The 17,267-nt window shown below is 65.3% G+C and carries 5 protein-coding genes; all 5 read left to right on the top strand.

Annotated elements, in window-relative coordinates; all coding sequences use genetic code 11:
* Positions 1-29: 29 nt before the first annotated feature.
* Positions 30-12,233, top strand: a complete 12,204-nt coding sequence (locus R2N11_RS22450) for a filamentous hemagglutinin family protein (protein ID WP_316682425.1) — start codon at positions 30-32, stop codon at positions 12,231-12,233.
* A gap of 317 nt (positions 12,234-12,550) precedes the next feature.
* Positions 12,551-14,197, top strand: coding sequence for a ShlB/FhaC/HecB family hemolysin secretion/activation protein (locus tag R2N11_RS22455; protein ID WP_316682426.1), 1,647 nt, complete (start codon positions 12,551-12,553; stop codon positions 14,195-14,197).
* Positions 14,198-14,255: 58 nt separating this feature from the next.
* Complete coding sequence (locus tag R2N11_RS22460; RefSeq protein ID WP_316682427.1) at positions 14,256-16,106, top strand: DUF2341 domain-containing protein; 1,851 nt, start codon at positions 14,256-14,258, stop codon at positions 16,104-16,106.
* Positions 16,107-16,115: 9 nt separating this feature from the next.
* Entirely contained in the window at positions 16,116-16,529 is a 414-nt protein-coding gene (locus R2N11_RS22465) for an ExbD/TolR family protein (protein ID WP_199030132.1), read from the top strand.
* A gap of 13 nt (positions 16,530-16,542) precedes the next feature.
* Entirely contained in the window at positions 16,543-17,259 is a 717-nt protein-coding gene (locus R2N11_RS22470) for a TonB family protein (protein WP_199030133.1), read from the top strand.
* Positions 17,260-17,267 lie beyond the last annotated feature (8 nt).

The raw sequence follows: 17,267 nt of genomic DNA on the forward strand, positions 1-17,267 counted from the left end.
GCCGTCCGATCGTCCGTTTGCCTCCTGACATGCAGCCGAGCCAGCCCGCCCAGTCTTCTTCCGTCACGTTTCTGTCGCATCGTCGGCGCGCGCATGGCAGGCGGTCAGTCCGCACGTGGCGGATCAAGCCGCTGGTGCAGGCGGCGGCACTGACGCTGCTGGCCGCCAGCGCACATGCGCAAACGCGCGCCTTCAGCGGCGCCTGGTTTGCCGAGCGCGGCGCGGCGCAGAACACGGCAGCCGCCACCGGCCGCTTACCCAACGGCACGCCGGTCGCGCTGATCAACGACCCGCAGCAGCAATCGCAACAAGCCCGCCAGCAATTGCAGCAGTCGCTGGCCAACCTGAACGGCGTGGCGGCTGCCATTGCGGCACAGCAGGCTGCGCAGAATGCGGCGCGGCAGGCTGCACTCAGCGGTTCGTCAGACGTGCCCGACGGCTTGACTGATGGCGGCCTGAAGGTCGATACGAACTCGCTCACACGCGGCTGGGTCAACGCCAACGCGCCGGTGCAATCCAACAAGGATGGCCGGGTGAACGTGGCCATCCAGCAGACCGCCGACAAGGCCGTGCTGAACTGGGAGACCTACAACGTCGGCCGCAACACGACGGTGGAGTACCAGCAGCAGTCCAACTGGTCGGTGCTCAACCGCGTGAATGATCCGAACGGGCGGCCCAGCCAGATCCGCGGCCAGATCAAGGCCGATGGCACGGTGCTTATCGTTAACCGCAACGGCGTGATCTTCACGGGCAGCAGTCAGGTCGACACGCGCAACTTGGTAGCCGCCGCCGCCAACGTCACCGACGACCAGTTCCGCAAGGGTCTGTACGGTGACAACGCCACACCGACGTTCACCAACGCGGGTGGCAAGATCAAGGTGGAGGCCGGCGCGCAGATCAACACACGTGCGCCGGAGTCCGTCACGCAGGGCGGCGGCTACGTCTTGCTGGTCGGCACTGAGGTGGAGAACGCCGGCACGATCAACACACCCAAGGGCCAGACGCAACTGGCCGCAGGGGACAACTTCATCATCCGCAAGGGCGTGGGCACGGACGGCAACACCATGTCCACCACGCGCGGCAACGAGATTGCCCCACAGTTTGTGGCGGACAGCACCGCAGGGCGCGTGGTCAACAGCGGCCTGATCGTCGCCAACCAGGGCGACATCACGCTGGCGGGGCGCGACGTGGCGCAGAACGGCGTGGCCATCTCCACCACCACCGTCAACACGCGCGGCACGATCCACCTGTTGAACTCCGCTGCCGACACACAGGGCCGCGTAACGGTTGGACCCGGTGCGACCACCGCCATCCTGATCGAACAGGACGCGGCCACCGCACTCGACAGCCAGCGCAATGCGCTGCTCAAGGACTCTGCTGCGCAAGACAAGCTGCGTGCCGACACCGCGCCGGGTGCATTCGACAACCTCTCGCGCCTGTCGGACCGGCGTGACCTGTCGCGTATCGAGATCGTTTCCGGCGGCGATGTGCTCTTCGCCGACAACTCGCTGTCGCTGGCAACCGGCGGGCAGATTCAAGTGAACGCCGCGCGCCGTGCGCTGGTGACCGATCGCGCCCGGCTCGATGTAGGCGGTGCGGTGGGCGTGCAGGTGTCGATGGAGTCGAACAACGTTCAGGTGAACGTGCAGGGCAACGAGCAGCGCGATGCGCCGGGCAACCGCGACAGCGGCGTGTTGAACAACGCCAACGTGTGGATCGACCGCCGCCGCCTCATCTACGTGCCCGCCAAGCCCGGCGTGTACGACAAGGACCGCTACTACACCGCAGGCGGCCTGCTGGAAGTGGGCGGCTATCTCGACAACACCGGCCACAGCATCGGCGAGTGGGCTGCGCAGGGCGGCACCGTCACGCTGGGTGGCAAGGAGGTCGTCACGCAGCGCGGCTCGTCGATCAACCTGTCGGGCGGCTCGCTTGATGTGCAGAGCGGCTACCTGCGCCAGACCTTCCTCAAGGGGCGTGACGGGCAGCTCTACGATGCCTCGTCCGCGCCGATGGACGTGCTGTACGCGGGCGTGTATCAGGGCTTTGAAGCTGCGCATCCACGCTGGGGCAGCAAGACCACCGAGTACTACTACAGCCCGCTCATCGCGCCGCGCCAGAAGCTGGAGAACGGCTATACGGCGGGGCGTGATGCGGGGCAGCTGATCCTCTCCACGCCCACGGCGGTGGTCGATGGCGACATCGTGAGCGCGGTCTACAACGGGCCGCGCCAGACCCAGGCACGTTCGCCGAGCGCCACCGATGGCTACATGCAGGCGCAGACCGCGGTGGCGATTCCTGCCGCATTGCGGATCGGTCGCTATGACGGCTACGGCCTGGCCGGTGCATACGACACGCAGGTTCGCATTGATGATGTTGCAGCCGCGGGGCCGATCTCGCTGACCGACGCGCTGCCGGCAGACCGCATCAACACGATCCAGCTGGATGCGCAGCGCCTGAACGACATGGGGCTTGGCGGCCTGTCCATCGCGTCGCAGGGCAATGTGACCATCGACAAGCGTCTGGCGCTGGCCGACGGTGGCGCGGTGTCGGTGTCGGCATCGTCCATCGACGTGAATGCCGATGTGGTGGCGCACGGCGGCAACGTGACGCTCAGCAATGTGCTGCGTGCCGCAAATCCGGCCACGCAAGCGGCAGCGCTAACCAAGGACGGCAAGTCACGCATCACACTTGCGCAAGGTGCCACGGTGGACGTGAGTGGCCTGTGGGTGAACGGTGCGCTGGATCCAGCCACCGTGGCCGGCATGGCCTGGCTCAACGGCGGCAATGTCAGCCTGGAAGGCGTGCAGGGTATTGCGCTGGCAACCGGCAGCACGATCGACGTGTCGTCGGGGGCGAGCATTTTGGCCAACGGCAGCGTGCGCGGCGGCACGGGCGGCAACGTCACGCTCACGGCCAACACGCCGCCGTTCGCGCCTGCAACGGCGGATGGCAGCACGCTGCAATTGGGCAGCACGATCAAGGGCTACGGCGTCAATGGCGGCGGCACGCTTACGGTGGCGGCGGACAAGGTGCTCGTGTCTGATGGCAGTGGCGTGCAGAGCGGGCAGTTGCTGCTTACGCCGGACTTCTTCCGTCAGGGCTTCTCGGCCTACGACGTGAATGGGTATCGCGGCCTGACCGTTGCGCCGGGCACCACGTTGAATGTGGAAATGCCGGTCTACTTCGTGCCGGACGCTGCGCGCAACGTTGCCACGGGCGCGCACCCCGCCGATGTGCTCACGCTGTGGACGCCGCCGGTGTATCAAGAAGATGCCGTCAACGCCAAGCTGATCCAGCGCGGCGGGGCGAGCCTGACGCTGGAGTCGAACAGCAGCCTGAATCAGACCGTAGGCTCACAACTGCAGGTGGGGCAGGGGGCGCGCATTGTGGTGGACCCGGGGCAGGCGGTGGCACTGCAGACGCCGGGGCAGATCACGATTGATGGCGCGATCACGGCGCCGGGCGGCACGATCAATGTGCTGCAGATGAATGGTACCGACGGTGCCAACGGGCGTGCGGATTACGTCGACCTCGCCCGCTCGATCTGGATCGGCGATCACGCAGTCCTGGATGTGAGTGCACGTGCCGTCAGCGCGGTGGACAGCTACGGCCGTCGCTATGGTCAGGCAGGTAGCGGTGGCACGATCGCAATCGGCCCGAGGGGGCCCGCAACGGCTGGCGGGACAGCGCCGGCTGCTAACGCGTTCATCGTGATTCGCCCCGGTGCGCTGTTGGAGGCATCCGGCGCGCACACCACTGTGGATGTGACGGAGGGGGCTGGTGCTTCGTTGTCTGCAGGGCAGACTGCACGGCCGGTCGAGCTGGCGGGGGACGGTGGCACGATCTCGCTCGCGTCGTTCACGGGTTTGCAGGTGGACGGGACGCTGCGTGCTTTTGCAGGGGGTGCCGGTGCCGCTGGTGGCACGTTGTCCGTTACGCTGGAAACGCCACACTATCTGCCGGTTGACGGCGTTTCATTCCCCAGCGCGGTTGCGGTGCCGCGCGAACTGGAGATCGGTTCGACCTATCGAGCCGTATTGCCAGCGGATGCGCGCCCGGGAGAGTCGAATCCGGCGCTCGCATTTGGCAAGGCGCGCATCAGTACAGACCGGATCGGAGCAGGTGGCTTCGATGCGTTGTCGGTCTATGCCGACATGATTACGTTCGACGGGCCAGTCAACCTGTCGCTGGGTCGCAGCCTGCAGGTACAAAGTAACGCGTTGTCAGCTCGCGATGGCGTGTCCGCCGTCCATCTTTCGGCACCCTATGTCAGATTCGGCAGCATCTTGGTTGGGGAAAACAGCGGGATCTATCCGCTCGTGGGTGGTGCGATTGACCCTGCGCAACGGTTGCAGATAGGTCCATTGCCGCCGCTGCCCACGACGGCTGCGCTGACGGTCGATGCCAACATGGTCGACTTGGGGTTCCTCTATACCGCTGGTGCCAACGGGACTGTGGATCAGTATCAGCAGGCACCCCTGCAGATCATCCGCCCCGGCTTCGATACGCTGGCGCTCAACAGCACAGGGGACATTCGCGTCAACCTGGGCGGCGGCGTGTCGCGCCAGGTCACGATGAATGCTGCCCAGGTGTACCCGGTCAGTGGGGCCCAGGGCAGATTGGTTGCCACCGAACGCCTTGCGCTTGGTCGCACCTCTGAGGACACTCCGGACGTGCCCAACAGCGTATTCGGCACCTTGCGGCTGTTTGCGCCCGTGGTCGAGCAGGGTGGCGTCTTGCGTGCTCCCCTGGGCAATCTCGTGCTGGGGGGGACAACCTTCGACGGACTGACCACCACGACCAACCGCGTGAGCTTGCTACCCGGCAGTCTGACATCGGTGAGTGCCGCAGGTTTGACGTTGCCCTACGGGGGCACCTCCGATGGCGTGAGCTACACAGTGAACGGTACCTCGGTGGCCGGCGCCGTGTCATTGGATGGTGCCTCGGGTGTGGTCCGCCTTGCAGGGAAATCGTTCGAGGTGGCACCAGGTGCAGTGGTCGACCTGTCAGGTGGTGGCACGATCGCAGGGGCTGGCTTTGTCAGCGGCCGGGGCGGTTCGGTGGACGTGCTGACGACACCACTCATCAACGCAAACCCCACACTGGCCTATAGCGCTGCGGGCAATAGTGTGTATGCCATCGTACCCGGCTATCACAGCGCCTACGCCCCCTTTGATATCAATGCGGGTGCTGCCGCAGTAGGGAGGCAGATCACCATCGGCGTGGGAATTCCCGGTCTGGCTCCGGGCGTCTACACGCTGTTGCCGGCAGCCCACGCGTTGCTGCCGGGCGCGTACCGCGTCGAAGTTGGGCGAACCAATCCGTTGGCACCCGTGGCCTCTGGGCTGAGCGATGGCACGTGGCTTGCCAGTGGCGTGCTCAGTACGGCCAATACGGGTGTCCGCTCAGCACTGCCGTCGCAGATCGTGGTCACGCCGGGCGACAGCGTGCGCAGGCATTCCCAGTACAACGAAACGAGCTACGCTGATTTCCTCTTGGCAGATGCCAAGCGATTCGGTAATCCGCGCCCGGGGCTGCCTGCCGATGGCAAGACCCTTCAACTCGTCTACCAGGACCCAGATGCCAGCACGCCCGCGCTGAAATTCGGCGGTACGGTTCGCTTCGATGCCGCACCGGGAGGATATGCCGGCACGCTATCGGTCGACAGCAGCTCGAAGATCGGCACGAACCTTGAAGTGCTCGCCCCTGGGGGGACCGCTACGCCAGGGTTTGTGTCAATAGATTCGAGTGCCCTGAACGCAATTGATGCACCGCGCATGATGATCGGTGGCGGCATGCGCATGGTCGACGGCGTTCGGCGCACGCTGGCGGGCTACGCCAATTCGGTGAGCGTACGCGCGGGCGCGGAGCTGACGGCGCGCGAGGTTTTGCTGCTCGCGCAAGCGGGAGGCATCACGATTGAGGATGGCGCACGCATCAGCACCCTTGGCGAAGGTGCGGACACACCGTATCCGTCGACAGACGGATATGTCTACTCGACGGGCTCGAACCTTGTCGCGGTCTCCAACGGCCTGCTCAACGTGATTCAAGTCCCGTCGGCCGGTACATCGAAGGGCATTTCGATCGGCAAGTCAGAGCTCTATGGCGAGGGTTCGCTGCTGTTCTCCACACGGGGCAACGGCCAACTTACGCTGGACGGTGGCGCCCGCTATGGCGCGAAGTACCTGACACTGTCGATGCCCAGCATCAACATCGGCGAGCAGGCTGCCCTGGATGCTGCCGCAAACGTGCTGCCCAACGGGCTACGCCTGAATCAGGACCTGCTCAGTCGATTGCTTGCCGGCAACTCGGGCATTGGTGTCCCGAGGCTGGAGAACCTGGTGCTGACTGCTTCGCAGTCGGTCAACTTCTACGGCACTACGGCGCTCAATACGATCGACCCGGTGACGGGCAGATCATCGCTGGCCTCGTTCGTGCTCAATACGCCGGCTATCTATGGCCTGGGCAATGCGGGCGACGTTGCCACCATCACCACCGACAAGCTGGTATGGAATGGCATCAGTGACGGCGTCACACGCACGACCATCAATCAGGCGCCATCGAGTCTGAAGCCGGGGGCGGTCATCGCAGGCGGTGCCGGCACCGGCAGCGGTACGCTCAATATCGTTGCGCGCGACATGGTGTTCGGCTACGGTCCGCTCACCCAGCCCGATACGCAACTCACACTTGATCGGCTCACGCTTGGCTTTGCCAACGTGAACGTGCAGGCCAGCGGGAAGATCACCGCCAACAACCGCAACACGCTGTCTGTGTATCAATCGCAGGGCGCGTATCAACCCGGCACGGGTTACCAATACAGCGGCGGCAACCTGAACCTCGTCACGCCGCTGTTGACGGGTGAGTCCGGCTCGATCAACCGCATCACCGCGGGCGGGGCACTGAGTGTTTCCGCGGGAGCGGGTGCCGGCAGCGCCAGCACGGATGCGCTGGGGGCGGAGATCGGGCTCAAGGGCAATACCGTCAGCATCGCCAGCGCCATTGTGCTGCCCAGCGGCAAGCTGACCCTCTCCGGTGACAGCGGCGTCACGCTGGCCGACGGCGCGCGCATCGCCGTGGCGGGCCGCGCGATACAGATGGCTGATGTGACCAAGTACAGCGCCGGTGGCGACGTGCTGATCGACAGCGCGCACGGCAGCGTGAGCCAGGCGGCAGGCGCGGTCATTGATGTGTCTGCGCAAAATAACCATGCCGGCAGCGTGTCGGTAACAGCGCTCGATGCGGCGGCTGGCCGCGTCGATCTGGCTGGCACGATCCGTGGGGCGGCGAGCGGCCGCTACGATGCCGGCGGCACCGACGTGCCCTGGCAGGCCGGCAGCGTGGACGTGCGTGCGCAGACTGTTAACGACTTTGCAGGCCTGAACCAGCGCCTGAATACAGGCAGCGTGACCGGTTCACGCAGCTTCCAGCTCAAGCAGGGCGATCTGGTGATCGGTGATGAGCTCAAGGCCAACACGATCAACGTGTCGCTTGATAGCGGCAGTCTGACTGTCAACGGCCGCGTAGACGCCAGCGGAGAACAGCCAGGCACCATTCGTCTGGCCGCGCACAATGGGCTGACGCTCGGTTCGGGTGCCGTGCTCGATGCCCACGGCGCGCGCCTGCGCGTGGACAGCTATGGCTTGCCCATCGACGCCCCCAACCGCGGCATCGTCGAGCTGCGAGCGACGGACGGGCGCCTGATGCTGTCTCCGGGCGCAGTCATCGATGTACGCGCCGCCGACAACGTGGCGCGCGGCACCGTTACGCTCAGCGCGCCACGCATCGGCGCAGACGCGCAGGGCGACATGGACATCGATGCCTCCGGCCCGCTCGACATCCGGGGCGCGAAGAGCATCGCCGTGCAAGGTTTCCGCCGCTATAGCAATGCGCCGCTTGATACGGCACCGGGCGTGGATGGCAAGCCCAATCAGGTCATCACGCAAGGCTGGATGAATGGCGTCGATGCCGACAGCCGGAACTTCATCAACGCCGCGTGGGCCAACGGTAATTTGCAAGCGCGTGTGGCCGGCCTGAGCACCTACGGCGCTGCATACCATCTGCGGCCAGGGGTGGAGATTGTCAGTGCCACGCCGAACGGCAACCTGCTGGTGCGCGGCGATCTCGACTTTTCTGGCTATCGCTATGGACCTAATGCCGACCCGAACGTGCGCGGCTCGGGCGAGCCAGGCGCGTTGGTGCTCCGCGCGGGCGGCAAGCTGCAGGTGTCGGGCAGCATCAACGATGGGTTTGCGCCGCCTCCAGCCACGCAGGATGAGATGGGCTGGGTACTCATGTCGGGCAAGCAGCCCTATGGCAACGACGTGGTGGTGTCGCGCAGCGGCGTCACGCTTGCAGATGGAACGCTGTTCGCGCCGGGTACGGTGCTCAACTACGATGTGCCGTTGCGATCCTTCTCGCTGCCGGCCAACACAATTGTTCCGGCCGCGCTCAAGCTTGGCGGCAACGTGAACCTGCCCGCGGGCACGGTGCTGCGTGCGGCCGTGCGCAATGCTGCAGGCAACGTCGTGTACCCCGCCGGCACGATGTTGCGGCAAGACACCACCCTCACTACTGGGATGACGCTTGACGCGGGAAATGTGCTCGCTGTGCCTGCGATGGTGGCTTCGATCGTCTGGCCTAAGGGCGTGGCACTGGCGGGGCCGGGCACGACCGGTATCGCCCTGAATGGCGCGCTGAACCTAGCCGTCGGCGCTATTGTTCCGGGCTCGACCACCGTGAAGCTGCCGAACAACGCCCAATTCGTTGCATTGCGCGATACGGTCAACGGTTCAGAGGGCGCCAACTGGGCGATTGCACCGATGCTGCAGCCCGGTACCGAGTCGTGGGCGATGCGCTTGGTGAGTGGGGCCGATACCGCTGCAGCCGATGGTCGCGCCGTACGGCCCGATGCGCAGAAAGACGGCAATCTCGTGCTGGGCGACGCGCATTTCTCCGCGCAGATGCCAACCAAGACAACGGTCGTTGCACGCTTCCCGATGTTCAGTGTCTTGCGTACCGGAACGGGCGATCTGGATCTGGTGAGCGGTGGCAACATCGACATGCGCTCGACGTACGGCGTCTACACCGCCGGAACACAGTCCACACCGCTGCTGGATGGCAGCGGCGACAACCCCTACAACCAGCCGCGCGGCACGGAGTTGACGAGTGGTTCAACCGTGCTGGGCCCGAACGGCGCGCCATACGAACGGTTTGTCGATGGAGGCTCCGCAACAAGTCTCTATCAGGCGTGGTATCCGGAGCAGGGTGGCAACGTCATCCTTTCAGCGCGTGGCGCGATTACCGGGCACACACTGGGGCGCCTTGGCGCGAACGATTTCAGATACCTCAGCTACCCAGGAGCATGGTTGTGGCGCCAGGGCGGAGCAGGATCGGGACTGCCAACCGCATGGTGGGTCAACTTCGGAACGTATGCGTACGGAACCCCCGACGCCAGCAATGCGACCCTGCCTTCTCCGATTCTGGTCGGCTTCACGGGAATCGGCACCTTGGGTGGGGGCAACGTAAGCGTGCGCGCCGGCGCCGACATGGGGATGCAATCAAACCTCGGTACTCCCGCCCAGCCTGTGAGTGAGGCATTGAATATCGCCGTCGCGAGCACCGGGCGGCTTGGGCCCGACGGTAAGCTGGTGCTCACCGGTGGGGGGGATCTCTCGCTCAATGTGGGTGGTGGGGTGAACCCGATCGAAACACGCTTGCGCAACCCGAGTGTCATCCAGGACGACAGTGGCATTCTGACGGACCTGCGCGGCAATCTCCGCGTGGATGCGGGCTCCATCGGTCGAATCGATCTAGCCTATGGCCAGGCCACCGCAAACGATCCGCGCGGCATCAATGTCTTTGCGCCGACTGCCGCATCGCCCACGGATGGACTGGTGATCGTGCCGGGCGATGCCACGGTCAGCCTGTCGACGCGGGGCGATCTTGTGCTGGCCAGCGTGGGAGATGCAGGCCGGCTCAAGCAGATGAATGCGACGCCGTATATACCGACGCTGGATGGTGTGCTCGCGCCGCAGTCTGGCGGTGGCTATAGCTGGTTCTCGCTGTGGACGAACAAGACGGCGCTCAACCTGTTCTCGGCGGGTGGCAACCTGACGCCGACCACGCAGAGCATCCCGCAATCGAATACGGCAGATGTGGGAGGGGCCACTGACAGTCGCTTCGTCTATCCGGGTACATTGCGCGCCGTTGCTGCAAGCGGCAACGTGTACTACGGCGGCGGCCTGAGCGCGAACACCTCGTTGGTGTTGGCGCCGTCGCCGCTGGGGCAGCTTGAAATCCTGGCCAACGGATCGTTGTATGCGAACGGCTATGCGATCAGCCAATCCGGTGCGTCGCAAAGTGTACTGGCAACGCCTTTCGCCCCCGGCTTCCGCGGCTATGGGGTGGGCGCCGGTACGGTGCTGTTGGTCGACAACACCAGCATGGATAGCTCCGCAGTATCGAAAGGGAGCGGCACACCGTTGTTTGCGTTCGGCGCAGATACGGTATCGGGCATCTTGCATGCGAATGACAGCGAGCCCGCACGCTTCTACGCCGTGAACGGCGATATCGTTGGACTACGTACCGGTGAAGTTCTGGACTTCACCTCTGGTGGCCAGAATCCCTCCTGGAAGACGTTGACGAACTGGTACGTTGCCGCCAAGCCGACGTGGATTGTGGCCGGCCGGGACATCGTGGGTGCTGGCACGGCGCCCGGAACCTCAACCCCAACCGGCTTCAGCAACACCACTTCTACCGGCAACCTCCTCCTCAACAACAACCCCAACGACATCTCCGTCGTCTCGGCGGGCCGTGACATCCTGTTCGGCAACTTCCGCGTAGCCGGCCCCGGCACGCTGGAGGTCACCGCCGGCCGCAATCTTTATCAGGCAGACAAGGGTTTGCTGGAGAGCATCGGTCGCATCGGCACGGCCATCTCCACGAATGCGGGTGATCGCAGCAGCGGCGCTGGCATCAGCGTGATGGCCGGTGCGGGTGCCGCGGGCGGAGACTTCACGACGTTCGCACGCCGCTACCTCGACGCCGCCAACCTCGCCAACCCGAACGCGCCGCTAGCCGATCAAACGGGCAAGGTCGTCAAGACCTACGAGAAGGAGCTACTCGACTGGCTGCAGACCCGTTTTGACTACAAGGGCACGCAAGACGGTGCACTCGCGTTCTATCTAGGCTTGCCGCCGGAGCAGCAACGCGTGTTTGCGCGCTCGGTGTACTTCAGCGAGTTGCGCGCCGGCGGCCGTGAATACAACGACCCTACGAGCCGCCGCTTCGGCAGCTACCTGCGTGGGCGCCAGGCCATCGCATCGTTGTTCCCGGATAAGGATGCGCAGGGCCGGCCGATCCAGCGCGACGGCACCATCACGATGTTTGGCCCGTCGGGCATCCGCACGGATTTCGGCGGCGCCATCCAGACGCTCACGCCGGGCGGCAAGTTGATCGTCGGTGTGGAAGGGCTGGCGCCGCCGGCCACGTCGGGCCTGCTCACACAGGGGGCAGGCGACATCCAGGTCTATTCGAAGGACAGCGTGCTGCTGGGCCTGTCGCGCATCATGACGACGTTTGGCGGCGGCATTCTGGTGTGGTCTGCCGAAGGCGATATCAACGCGGGCCGTGGTTCGAAGACATCGCTGCTCTACACGCCGCCGCTGCGTGTGTACGACGGCATGGGCAACATCACGCTGTCGCCGCAGGTGCCGAGCTCCGGCGCGGGCATCGCCACGCTCAACCCGATTCCGGAAGTGCCGCGCGGCGACGTGGACTTGATCGCGCCGCTGGGCACGGTCGACCCAGGCGAGGCAGGCATCCGCGTGTCGGGCGACATCAACGTGGCGGCACTGCGTGTGGTGAACGCAGCCAACATCCAGGCGCAAGGCGAGTCGCGCGGTATTCCGACGGTGGCGCTGGTCAACGTGAGTGCGCTCAGCTCGGCCAGTGCGGCAGCCAACTCGGCTACGCAGGCAGCGCAGGACGTGATGCGCCAGCAGCAGGCGGCGGCACGCAATGGGCTGCCTTCCATCATCACCGTACAGGTGCTCGGCTACGGCGGGGCGGGTGGTGGCGAGAACGGCGACGGCGCGCAGAAGGCACCGCCGCCCGAGCGTCAGGACCGCAGCAGCTACGACCCCGGCAGCGCCTTCCAGATGATCGGCAATGGCGATCTGAGCGAGCGCCAGAAGATGCGGCTCACCGCAGCCGAACGCAAGAACCTGTGATGCCGTAAGCGGGCGGCAAGCGTTCTTCACCACATCGTCATCGCGTAGTCATACATCGCGCGATGCGCTCTCACTCTGCGGCGCATCCAAACCAGTGGATGTGCCGCAGAGCCAGTTCCCATGCGGCTTTGCGGTGTGAATTCGATCACGTCATGGTGCGTCGCGCCTCGCTCTATGAAGCTTGCGTGACATCACAAAATGTTTGCGGATTTGCATTTCAGCAAACGTCATTCCTGTGAAGACCGACGGCTGACCAACGACACAGCCGCACGTCGCACAACACACGAATGAATGCCGAATCGGCACCGAGCCAACGCATGTCCCAATTCAAACAACGCCGCAAACAACGCAGGTCTGCGGGGAGTGTCCGGCTGGCGATGCTGTCGCTGCTGATGCCGGGTGTGGTCCTGGCGCAAGAGCCACCGGCACCCGTTGCCGCACCGGTTGCCGCGCCGTCTTCCGAGCCTGCGCAGCAACGCAAGGTCAACATCAATGAGTACGTCGTGCGCGGCAACACCATGCTCGACATCCGCACCATTGAGAAGACCGTCACGCCGTTTCTCGGGCCGGATCGCACGCTCAAGGACATTGAAGATGCGCGTGCCGCGCTGCTGGCCGTGTATCAGGCCAAGGGCTTTCAGTCTGTCTATGTGGATCTGCCCGAGCAGCAGGTGACGGGCGGTGTGGTGATCCTGCAGGTGAATGAAACACGCGTGGGCCGCGTACGCGTGACGGGCGCTGAGTACACCTCGCCGCGACTGGTGCGTGATGGCGTGCCGGCGCTGCAGGAGGGCAAGGTGCCTGATTTCACACAGGCGCAGACGGAGCTGTCCACGCTCAACCGGGCCGATCGCCAGGTCATTCCGGTGGTGCGCCAGGGCGCGCTGCCCGGCACGATGGATGTCGACCTGAAGGTGGACGACAAGTCCCCAGTGCATGCCAGCATCGGCCTGAACAATGACCACAGCGCCGAGACGCGCCCGCTGCGCATGACGGCCTCGGTCAGCCACGACAACCTATGGCAGCTTGGGCATCGTGCGTCGTTGTCATTCTTCGGGGCGCCGCAGGATTTCAGCCAGGCGCGCGTGTGGTCGGGGTCGTACACCGCACCCATTCCGGAGTCGAACTGGAGCCTGGAATTCTCGGGTTACAAGTCCGACAGCAACGTTGCCACCACCGGCGGCACCAGCGTGCTGGGTAAGGGTCACGCGGTGGGCGTGAAGGCCAACTACGTGATGCCCACGGCGGGCGCCTGGTGGCAGCAGCTCGGTGTGGGCATTGACTTCAAGGACAACGCTGAGAGCCTGCGCTTTGGCAACACGAGCGACCACGTGCCGCTCAAGTACGCGCCCATCTCGCTGTACTACACGGGCTTCCGCCAGACCGAGCGCGACACGCTCAGCCTGAACCTGAGCGCCACCGCCGGCACACGCAGCCTGTTCGGCTACGGCAGCGACGAGCGTGCCTACGACTACAAGCGCGTGAACTCGCGATCGAGCTTCCTCGCCTTCAAGGCCGATGCCACCGAGACGCACACCTTCCAGGGCGGATCGCAAGCCGTGGTGCGCGTGGCGGGGCAGTTGTCGGATTCGCCGCTGGTGTCCAGCGAACAGTTTGCCGCGGGCGGCATGAGCAGCGTGCGCGGCTATCTGTCGGCCGAGGCCACGGGGGACTACGGCGCGCTGGCTTCGCTTGAGTGGCGGACCGCGCCGTACACGAAGTTCGCGCCCGCGCTGGATGAACTGCGCTTCTACCTCTTTACCGATGCCGCTTACCTGCGCCTGCGCCAGCCGCAGGTGGAGCAAGCGAGCAGCTTCTCGCTCCTCTCGCTGGGCTTCGGCACCAGTTTCAAATTGACCGACTACGTGCGCGGCCGCCTGGAGTTCGGCTATCCGCTGCGCGACGGCCCCAGCACGCGCGCGCATACGCCGCGCGTGAACTTTAGCGTGAACGCCAGTTACTGAACGCGCCATTGCGCCACGTCCAACCGTTTACTTGCTTTGTCTTCGGAGAGTTTCTGCCATGCGACGCATTCTGCTTCTGCTCACGCTGCTGAGCGCCTTCCTGCCCGGCACCGCGCTGGCGTGGTGGCAGCCCGATTGGGCCTATCGCAAGCCGATCACCATTGACGCCGGCCCGCAGGGCGGTGCGCTCAAGAGCGATGCCGGCCGTACGCCCGTACTTGTTCGCCTGCATACGGGAAACTTCAGCTTTGATGGCACGACAGAGAACGGTGCCGATCTGCGCTTCATCGCGGCGGATGACAAGACGGTGCTGAACCATCAGATCGAGCAGTTCGATCCGCTGCTCGGCATCGCGCTGGTGTGGGTGGATGTGCCGACGGTCACGACCAATGCACCGCAACGCATCTGGATGTACTACGGCAACCGCAAGGCGCCGTCGGCGAGCAACGGTCAGATGACCTTCGACCCGGACTACACGCTGGTCTATCACTTCAGCGAAACCGGCACCCAGCCGCGTGACACGACAGCCTACGGCAACCACGCATTCACGCCCGTCACTACGCTGGATGGCGGCGTGATCGGCAAGGGTGCGCAGTTCAACGGTACGCCGCTGATGTTGCCGGTGTCGCCATCGCTGGCCGTGCAGGCCAACGGTGCGTTCACGGTCTCAGCGTGGGTGCGGCCTGACAAGCTGGCGGCCGGGCAGGTGGTCTACGCCCGCCGCGAAGGTACCAACGAGTTCGTGCTCGGGGTCGACAACGGCGTTCCCTTTGTGCAGGTGAATGGCCAACGCAGCGAGCCGGGTCAACCGGTACGCGCGGGCCAGTGGTCGCACGTGGCGGCAACGGCGGATGACCAGGGGGTGCATCTCTACGTGAACGGCGCCGTTGCAGCCACGCTGGCGGCGCATCTGCCCGCGCTCAACAGCGCAGCGGCAGTGGGTGGTGATGCCCTGGGCGGTACGGGCCTGACGCCATTCAACGGCGCCATTGACGAGTTGCGCCTGTCCAAGACGGCACGCCCGGCAGGGTTGATCCAGGCCGATGCCGTTGCGCAGGGCGCCGAATCGCGTCTCGTGTCGATGGGCCCCGATGAGCAGCAAGCCGGCAAGAGCCACTTCGGTTTCATCCTTGCGGCCATGCCGGTCGATGCATGGGTGGTGGTGTGCGTGCTGGGCCTGATGATGGCCGGCTCGTGGGCCATCATGATCACCAAGAGCCGCTACTACAGCACCGTGTCGCGTGCCAACGCGCGCTTCATGGTGGTGTTCCGCGAGACCGCCGGCGCGTCGCTTGATTCGCTCGCGCGTGGCGGCAAGGTAGGGGCTGACATTCGGCAGGACTCCTCCCTGTGGCGCCTGTATGAGATCGCCATTCGCGAGATGCAGTTGCGGCACGAGCGCGGCTTCGACATCAACGCCGTTTCCGCTGCCACCATCGCTGCCATTCGCGCCGCCATGGAAGGCGTGATGGTGCGCGAGAACGAGCGCATGGCGCGCCGCATGAACTGGCTGTCGACCACCATTGAAGGCGCCCCGTACGTCGGCCTGTTCGGCACGGTGATCGGCATCATGCTGGTGTTCGTGGTGGCGGCCATGGCCGGTGCGGTGGACATCAACTCCGTGGCGCCGGGCATGGCTGCAGCACTGCTGTGTACGGCAGCGGGCCTGGGCGTGGCCATCCCCGCGCTGTTCGGCTACAACTGGCTCGCCTCCCGGTCAGATGCCATCGCCGCCGACATGGCGGTGTTCGTGGACGAGTTCGCTACGCGCCTGGCGGAAGAGCACGGCGACGGTCGCGCCACCGTTGTACTGGGCGATACCGCACCGCGTGCGGCGCATGCAGACCATCGCACCGACACGTCGGGCGGCGGCTTCGTGGCCAGCCCGGCCGCGCCGCACCGCGAGTAAGGGGCCGCCATGGCAAACGTGTCCCGCTTTGGGCCCAAGAAGCGCGCCAGCGGCATCAACATCACGCCGTTTGTGGATGTGCTGCTGGTGGTGCTGGTGATCTTCATCCTGACCAGTAACGCGAGCATCCCCGGTATCAAGGTCAACCTGCCGAAGGCGAGCGCCAGCGTGGCGTTGGAGAAGCCCAAGACCAAGGCCATCACCATCGACAACAACGGGCAGGTGTTCCTGGATGCGTATCCGGTCACGCTGCCCGAGCTGGAAGACCGCCTGCGCACCGAGAAGGCCGTCACGCCGGATTTTCCGGTGATCGTGCGTGGCGACGCATCCGTGCAGTACGCCAAGGTGGTGGAGGTGCTCGACCTGTTGCGCAAGATCGAGCTCAACCAGATCGGTCTGGTGACCGGCAAGCCGGCAGCGTGAGGGCGGCGCAATCATGCAGCTTGACCTGAACCCGTCCACGCCCACGGCGGATCCGCAGCCGGCTTTCTGGCGGCGCTGGGGCAGCTATGTGATCGGCGCCGTAGCGGCGCTGATCGTCGTGGCGGTGGTGTGGTATCTGCTCGCGGGCACGGCGAGCACCAAGCGTGAGGCACCGTCCACGCCGATGCTCGTGCTGCAGCCGCCACCACCTCCACCGCCTCCGCCACAACCCGAAAAGCAACCGGAGCCTGACAAGGTGAAGCCCGAAGTGGTGGAGCCCAAGCCCGACCCCACGCCCGAAACACCCAAGCCGGCAGAAGACACACCCAACCCCGCGAAGGACCTGTCCGACCCCGTCACCATGAATGCCGACGGGCAGGCCGGCACCGACGCCTTCGGTATCGGCGCAGGCAAGGGCGGCGGCATGAGCGGCGCGGGTGCCGGCGGCGGCAATGCCACGTATGGCCGCTATTTCGGCTACGTGCTGCAGCAGGCCCTGTCGCGCGATGACCGCGTACGCCGCCTGGCGTTCCTGATGCAGGTGAACGTGTGGCTGGACCCGAACGGCCGCGTCACCCGCGTCGAGCTCGTGCACGGCAGCGGCAATGCCGACACCGATCAGGCCGTGCTCGCCTCCTTGCGCGCGATTGAGCGCGTGGATGAACGGCCACCGGCTTCCCTGCAGTTTCCGCAGCGCGTGACGCTGCAAGGCAAGCGGCCCGCCGGTTGAAACACATG

The sequence above is a fragment of the Ralstonia flaminis genome (assembly GCF_958415495.1).
GTDB classification, from domain to species: Bacteria; Pseudomonadota; Gammaproteobacteria; order Burkholderiales; family Burkholderiaceae; genus Ralstonia; species Ralstonia flaminis.